This is a genomic window from Streptomyces sp. URMC 127 (genome assembly GCF_051386535.1).
Lineage (GTDB): Bacteria > Actinomycetota > Actinomycetes > Streptomycetales > Streptomycetaceae > Streptomyces.
Map to the genome: position 1 here is coordinate 1 of NZ_JBPQTW010000280.1, position 7,441 is coordinate 7,441.

Sequence of the window (7,441 nt, forward strand, 5' to 3'; positions counted from 1 at the left end):
GGGCGGGGGCAACCGAGGACCACTTCCGCAGCGCTCCACCACCTGCTGATCCAGTCCAGGCCTGCGGAGTCGGGGCAAGTCCACGGCGCCCGGCCAGGGACACCGGTGTCCACGGGCGACCGCAGCGGCGGGGACGGTGGCACCGGCGGGATGGTCTCCGCCACAGTTCCCCCAGGACCTCGGAGGAGTTGGCCGGCTACGGCTACGGCGGCGGGGCCGTAGGCGTGGTGGGCGCGGTGCCGGCGGGGGCCACCGGGTGCGCCGTGACGTCGGTGGGCGGGCGGGGCGCCGGGGACAGCAGGGCCGGTGTCCCAGCGGGGAGGGTCCTGAATGAGGGCCGCGCCCGAAGGGAGTACTGGAAGGGACCAGTCGTTGAGCGAAGTGCAGCGGATGACCAGTGACGCTCCCGCCGGCTTGTTCCAAGGAGACGACCACCGCTCCGGTGTCGCGGCCAGGAATCCGGCAGCGTCACGCGCTACGGGGTTTCACGGCCCGGCCCGAGTTCGCGGAGCTGGTTCGGGCGAATCTACGGCCCGCCGCCGGCGAGTACCTGCGCCACGAACGGGCCGCGTCGGCGCGGCTGGATGCGCCCGCGGGGTCGCCCAGCGACGAGCACAGATGGTGGGTGCTCCCGGGGGTGCCGGCGTCGGTCCCGCGGGAGTGGCCCGGGCTGGACGCGGCCGCTGCGGCGCGGCCGGCGGAGGTGGAGGCGAGCCCGGCCGCCATCGGCGCGGCGTTTTCCGGTGCGGAGAGTGAGATCCGGATGTGCCGGCCGGCGTGCGGCCTGGTGGAGGTCGCCCGGCCGCCATCCTCACCCGGGCACAACGACGACCATAGGCAGAGGCGTTCTAGGAATCGGGCGGCTTGGGTATGGCATCGCGTAGGCGCTTGAGGAGAACCCGGGCCGCGGGGCTCGAAGGGCCACTGGCCTGCCAGGCAAGCGCGATGCGGGCACGCATCTCCGGGCGGGCGATCCGCAGGGTGCGAAGCCGTCCGTCAAGGGGGGACCCGTCCTCACCGGCAGGCAGCACGGCAATGCCCAAGCCCCGCGCGGCCAGGCGCGAGAGTACATGCGGGGCTGCCGCCTCGAAGGCAATCCGGGGCCGGAATCCTGCCTGCGCGCAGCCGCGTTCGAGCGCCGCGCGCACCCCGGTGCCGCGCGGCAGGCAGATCAGCGGCCGATCCCGCAGATCGGCAAGCGGGACGCTCGTACCGTCGACGCGGTCAAGAACCGGGGCACCGGGCGCGACAGCGGCAACCAGGGGGACATCGATCACCGTCTGAAAAACCACTCCGGGCGGGGGCACCTCCTCCGCCGTTCCAAGGACGGCGATATCGAGCTCGCCGGCCAGGAGAGCGGCCTGCATCCGCTCCGTGGCGTCCTCGGTGAGGGCCACCTCCACCGCGGGGTGGGCGTCGTGGAAGTCCGCGAGTAAAGCGGCGATGTCGAAGGCGTGGCTGGTAGCGCCGGAGACCAGTCCGAGCCTGACCCTGCCGCGCAGCAGCCCCGTGTACGCATCCACCGTCTGCCGCACCGACTCCGCCGCCGCCAGTGCGGCGCGGGCGTACGGCAGGACTGCCCGGCCCACCTCGGTCAGCGTCACCGACCGGCCGGAGCGGTCGAGCAGCGGCTGCCCCAGCTCCTTCTCCAGCTGGCGGATCTGGGCACTCAGGCCGGGCTGAGCCAGATGCAGCCGGGCGGCGGCGCGCGTGAAACCGCCCTCCTCGACCACCGAGACGAAGTAACGAAGCTGACGAAGTTCCATAACCAGCAATTCTAGGTACCAGCAAAACCATCTATTGGAGATATACCGCGGCTGGCGGCACGCTTGATCGCATGGAGAACGCGCCAGCCTTCAAGAGGAAAAACGCCGAGGTCAGGGCCGCGATCGCAGCGGAACGCCGGGAACTGGCGGACCTGCTCGACAGCCTGCGAGCCGACCACTGGGACCGGCAGAGCCTTTGTGCGGGATGGCGGGTTCGCGAGGTCGCAGCGCACATGTCGATGGGGTTCCGGCTCTCCTTGCCCGCGACGCTCGGCGAGCTGGCCAAGGCGCGCGGCAACCTCCACCGCATGACCGACAGGGTCGCGCGCCGGGATGCGGCCGCCCATTCCACCACCGCCCTCGCCGCCTTCCTGCGGGACAACGCCCACCACCCCTGGACACCACCGGTCGGCGGGCTCACTGCGGCACTCGGCCACGACGTCGTCCACGGGCTGGACATCACCGTCGCCCTCGGCCTTGACCGGCGCGTCCCTGAGAACCGGCTGCGCATCCTGCTCGAGGGCATCCGGCCCAGCACCCTGAAGTTCTTCGGCGCCGACCTCGACGGAGTGCAGTTGTGCGCCGAGGACCTCGACTGGTCCTACGGCTCAGGCGCGCCCGTGTCCGGCGCCGCCCAGGACCTCCTGCTGCTGGCCTACGGCCGCAGACTTCCGGACGGCAAGCTCCGAGGAGCACCGAGCAATCGCTTCACCCAACCCACCAAGAAAGCATGAACCACATGCGCAACCGCCTTCTCCTGGGCCTGTCCCTGCTCTCCACCGGTCTGCTCGCCGGAGCCTTCGGCTACGGCGCCGCCAACCTCGTCCCCGCCTTCAACTCCGTGCCGCTCGACATGAGGCTCGACTTTCACACCGAGCTGATGAAGATGAACGGGATCACCATGCAGGGGGCAATGGCGGTCTCGGGCCTCAGCACCCTCGCCCTGGCCGCCCTGGCACGCGGGCGGGCCCGGGCTCTCGTGGCCACGGCGGGGCTCCTGACCGTCACGTCCTTCCTGATCACCCGGTTCGGGAACGTCCCGATCAACGGTCGCATCAAGCAGTGGGCCGCCACCGCGCCGCCGGCCGACCATGCGAAGATCCTGAGCCGCTGGGAACTGTTCAACGATGCCCGTACCTGCACCGCCATAGCCGCGTTCACCATCCTGATCTACGCCGCCCTGCACCAGTCAGGAAAGCGGGCGGCCGAGTACCACGGAACCCCCCACGGTCATCTCGGAAGCCGATGCGTCGATCCTGGCCAACCCGCATAAGTGGTGCGATCCGCGCCACGACGCATTGGCTGCAACATGCGCTACCTATGGTCCGCGACAGGTGTTACCGGTGATCCGCTGCACCGCTGCTCGCTCGCCCACTACCTGGCAGACCTCCACGATGATCCCGCTCAGGCCCTCGCCTGGGACATCCGGGCCCTCGACGCTGCCGATGCCGTGACCGAGCAGCGCATCCAGGAGCACCACGCCGGCCTCCACATCGCCGGCCTCTACCCCTCCCTGCACCTCAACCTCGCCGACAACTACCGCCGACTCGGCTCCTTCGAAGCCGCCACCGAACACATCAACGCAGCCAAGACGCACGCCCCCAGCCTTCCCAGGGTCCCTATGGTGACCTTCTCCGCAGCGCCATCCGAGAGGTCGCCGAGGCCATCGCCCGGTGGGACCGGTCACGGCGAGCCCCTGCGCCTGGTTCCGCTGCGTGACGCGCAAGAATGGGCACCCCTCACCATGATGGGACGGCGTCGTCTCGTCGAGCGATGCCGTACCCGTACGAGGCCCATCGCGACACCGTCCGAGCATCTCGCCCTCGTAGAAGAACTGCGCCGCACCCACAAGTGGTCCGCGGCCGGGATCGCCTTCGAGCTGTCCCGGGCCGGGGCACTGATCGGACGAAGGACCGTGAGGGCTCGTCACGCGATCTTGTAGAGATGTGATGGCCGGGTGTGACTGGTGTGATGATCTGACTATTCGCGGGGTGCGAGTACCAAACCTGTGCTTCCCTCCCTCTACAGCTCCCGGCCCGGCCTGCACACCGAGGGCCGGGAAGGTCGCCCCGGGGCACGAGGCCGACGGTCAGGGATCCTCCTCGGGCGGTACCGGATCCGGGGGTGACGGAGCGTCATCCGGTGGGGGTGTCGGGAGAGGTCACCCGGGGCTCCCTCCTTGGCCGGCACTCATGAGAAACATCGCGCGTGGTCCGAGTTCCGCACTCCTCAGGAGCCGTCTTGCACATACGCAGATACACCACCGCCGTCTGTGCCGCCGCCGCGGCGACGGTCTTGGCCACCTCCACGTCCGCGGCAGCGGAGACCGGCCCGGCGCAGGACAATTTCCTTCCCGCCATGGGCTATTCCATCCTCCGCCTCGACATCGATCCACCGGGCGCCAACGACTGGAACTGCCGTCCCGGCGCCGCCCACCCGCGTCCGGTCGTCCTGGTCCACGGAACATACGAGAACCGCTACAACAACTGGGCCCGGATGTCCCCCGAGTTGAAGGCCCAGGGCTACTGCGTCTACGCCCTCGACTTCGGCGACACCGACGACGCCGGAGTAGCTCTCGCTCCCACCGTCAAGGGCTACGGCGACATCAAGAAGTCCTCCAAGGAGCTGGCCGCCTTCGTGGACAAAGTGCTCGCCGCCAGCGGCTCCGGGCAGGTGGACCTCGTCGGCCACTCCCAGGGCGGGACCCTGTCCCGCTGGTACCTCAAGGCCGACGGAGGCGCCAACCCGGCCGACCCCTCGAAGAACAAGGTCAAGAAGGTCGTCCAACTCGGCGCGACCAACCACGGCACCACCATGAGCGGCATCGAGACCCTCGCCGACAAGCTCCACATACTGGAGTCCGGGGCGAAGCCCCTCGGGAAGGCGGGCATCCAGCAGTACGAGAAATCCGACTTCATCAAAGAGCTCAACGCCGACGGGGACACCGTTCCCGGGGTCGACTACACCGTGATCGCCACGAAGTACGACGAGATCACCACCCCCTGGCAGAGCACGTTCATGACGGCGGGCCCCGGAGCAACGGTGCAGAACATCACCTTGCAGGAGGGCTGCTTCGTCGACTTCTCCGCCCATCTGAGCATGTCGTACAGCCCGCGGGCGATCGGATTGGTCAAGCGGGCCCTGGACCCCTCAGCGCCGGCGGCTCCTTGTGTGCCGAGGGCTCCCGCCTTCTGATTCCGGCCTTCGACCGGCTGCACAAGCTGCCCGGCCTGAACCTCCGCAAACTCGACCACCTCTCCATGGCGCACGCGGTCGAGGGTCGTGTGCCCTACTGCCGGCCGTCCGTCACCCGGTTCGCGCGGCGAACTCCCGACGCGCTGAAGGTCACCGGGTGCCGGCGCAAGCAGATCCTGTGGGACGCCGGAGCGGAGGTGGTCCCGCGTGCGGTCCGGGAGCGGCAGAAGCAGCCGTTCACCTTCCCGGTCGGCGCCTTCATGGCACCGGGCACCAGGCTCTGGGACTTCGCCACCGGCGTCCTGGCCGGGCCCCGGCTCTGCGCCTCCGGTTTTCTCAGCGCCGCCGCCGTACGGAATGTCCCGACGGAACATGCGGCAGACCGGGACCACGCCCGCCTGCTGTGGGGCCTGATGATGCTGGAACTATCCTTCCCCTGGCCTCTCCCTGACCTTTCCCCGGCAGAAGGGCATCGCTCGTGCGCAGTATCCACGTCGTCACTCACCCGGAGGCGAGCCACCACGTCGAGGGACTGGTCGGGGGGTGGCACGATTCTCACCTCACGCCCGCAGGTCTGCGCGAGGCGGCCCTGCTCGCCCGGGCGCTGCGGACCGAGATCCCCGAGGACGCCGAGGTCGAGCTGATCTCCTCGGACCTGCTGCGGACCCGGCGCACGGCCGAGGAGATCGCCGGGGTCTTCGGCGTGGAACCGGTCCTGGACCGCAGGCTCCGGGAGAAGTCCTACGGAGAGGCGGAGGGAAAGCCGCAGGCGTGGCTGGACAAGCGATTCGTCGCGCCGCCCGCCGCCGGGGACCGGATGGGGCACGACGAGGGGGTCCCGGGCGCCGAGACGAAGGCCGAGTTCGCCGGGCGCGTCTACGCGGCCATGGACGAGATCCTGCAACGCCCCTGTGCGCACCAGATCATCGTGACCCACGGTTTCGCCCTGACCTTCGTCGTGGCGGCCTGGATCAGGATGCCGATCGAGTCGCTCGGCTACGTCAATCTCCGGGCGCCCTCGGGCAGCATCACCCACCTGAGCGAGGACGACTTCTTCCACAACCGCCGTCTCGACCGGCTCGGCGACACCCGCCATCTCGACGGCTGATCCCGGATCCTCGGCCCCGTCCCGCCGTGCCCGGCCCCGGCCCCGAGCAGCGTGCTGAGGTGCTCGGGAGCGAGCAGGTTTACGGGTCGGTGGTCACCTCGAAACCCGCGCCGAAGACACCGGCGGGTGCAGCGGCGGCGTGAGGCGACGAACTTCCGTACCAGCAAGGGGATCCGGTACCGGGGAGGGGCCCCCGGGCCTCGCGGGTCGCACTGGAGGAGCCGGAGGTCGCACAGGTGGTCCAGCAGGTATCCGGTGCGTGCGGCGGAGAGTCCCAGCAGTTCCGCCGCCTCGCGCGAGGTGAACTCCGTCGCCAGGGGCCGGCCGATGTGTCGGACCACACGCGCGCCTCGGCCGTGCGCCCTCGCGTGCCGACGTACCGTCAGGACTTTCTGCCCGCAGACAACCACGAGGGGCCTTCCGCCGCATTCATCGAAGGCGCGTGACGCCCTCGCCCTGCCTGAAGCGGCCGAGGCAGTCCCGCAACCAACCCCGAGCGCAGCGGCAGCGCCCCTCCGAATCCGACCCTACTCACCCTCACGGGTGAATTGTACGAAACGTGACCCTAGGAGATTGTCATCCCTGCTGTCCTGAATGTGCACGTCCCTGACTCCCCCAGAGGGAAGGACACCTCGTCATGCATGCACCGAGGCACGTGAGCAGGATCGTGGCGACCGCCGGAGCAGCAGTGCTGATGCTGGTGGCGGGCATGGCCACCCCGTCGCAGGCCGCTGAAGGCACCTTCTTCTACACACGCGCCGATACCGGGCGCGAGACCTTCCTCGGCTCCACGCCCACCGGTCCATGCGTTGCCATCCCCGGCGGCGCGCGCCTGGCGCACAATGACACCGACACCGACGCCCGGTTGTACACCAACAGCAGCTGCACCTCGTCCAGCAGGTTCCTCGGCTCCCGGCAGTCGGGCGAGTACACCGCGCCGTACCCGACATATGTGAAGTTCGGATAGCGGCGCTACCTTCGCCGATCGCTGTGGTCCCGTGACCCGAAGAGCAGCGTCGGGCCGGGACCGTCTTCACGCCAATACCCTCGGCCCGCATCGCATGCCGGATCCTGCAACCGCAACCCTGACCGGCACCGTTTCCTTTGCCGACGGCTCATCGGCCAGACCTCCGCTGCATGACGGGCGATCTACTCCTCAGACAGCCGCCCACGGCCAGCGTAAGCCCCAGAGAACCAGTCGCCCCAGCCCTTTGGCCTGCGTCTTCAAGGTGGCGGAGGCTCACTGCCTTACCGAAGCCGCAGACACCCCCGGCCACTCCAGCCACCGCGGCCACAGGACCGACGACGCTCCCGACCTCCCAGCCTTCCCCGTACCGGCCACCGCCGTCACCTCAGAAACTCTCCCCCCACC

At 69.5% G+C, this 7,441-nt stretch carries 6 protein-coding genes and 2 pseudogenes; 7 read left to right on the top strand and 1 reads right to left on the bottom strand.

The features are described 5' to 3' along the window. Positions 1 to 848: 848 nt before the first annotated feature. Positions 849 to 1,766, bottom strand: coding sequence for a LysR family transcriptional regulator (locus ACSNOH_RS31835; RefSeq protein ID WP_436724925.1), 918 nt, complete (start codon positions 1,764 to 1,766; stop codon positions 849 to 851). A gap of 71 nt (positions 1,767 to 1,837) precedes the next feature. On the opposite strand from ACSNOH_RS31835, the gene ACSNOH_RS31840 reads away from it, so the two are divergent. The 7 genes and pseudogenes from ACSNOH_RS31840 to ACSNOH_RS31870 all read left to right on the top strand — a co-directional run bounded on the left by ACSNOH_RS31840 (position 1,838) and on the right by ACSNOH_RS31870 (position 7,036). Beyond that, a complete protein-coding gene (locus ACSNOH_RS31840; protein WP_436724926.1) occupies positions 1,838 to 2,500 on the top strand; it encodes a maleylpyruvate isomerase family mycothiol-dependent enzyme in 663 nt (220 codons plus the stop codon). 5 nt (positions 2,501 to 2,505) lie between these two features. Next, complete coding sequence (locus tag ACSNOH_RS31845; RefSeq protein WP_436724927.1) at positions 2,506 to 3,039, top strand: anthrone oxygenase family protein; 534 nt, start codon at positions 2,506 to 2,508, stop codon at positions 3,037 to 3,039. After that, positions 3,040 to 3,485: pseudogene (locus ACSNOH_RS31850) on the top strand (hypothetical protein). Positions 3,486 to 4,007: 522 nt separating this feature from the next. After that, positions 4,008 to 4,961 (top strand): esterase/lipase family protein, encoded by a 954-nt coding sequence (locus ACSNOH_RS31855; protein ID WP_436724928.1) that lies wholly within the window; start codon positions 4,008 to 4,010, stop codon positions 4,959 to 4,961. Next, a pseudogene (locus ACSNOH_RS31860) lies at positions 4,934 to 5,377 on the top strand (asparagine synthase-related protein); the annotation flags it as partial. The gene ACSNOH_RS31855 and the pseudogene ACSNOH_RS31860, both read left to right, overlap by 28 nt. A gap of 62 nt (positions 5,378 to 5,439) precedes the next feature. Continuing rightward, positions 5,440 to 6,069, top strand: a complete 630-nt coding sequence (locus ACSNOH_RS31865) for a histidine phosphatase family protein (protein WP_436724929.1) — start codon at positions 5,440 to 5,442, stop codon at positions 6,067 to 6,069. A 637-nt stretch (positions 6,070 to 6,706) separates the two neighbouring features. Further along, on the top strand, positions 6,707 to 7,036 hold the full coding sequence (locus ACSNOH_RS31870; RefSeq protein ID WP_436724930.1) for a hypothetical protein: 330 nt from the start codon (positions 6,707 to 6,709) through the stop codon (positions 7,034 to 7,036). Positions 7,037 to 7,441: the final 405 nt, after the last annotated feature.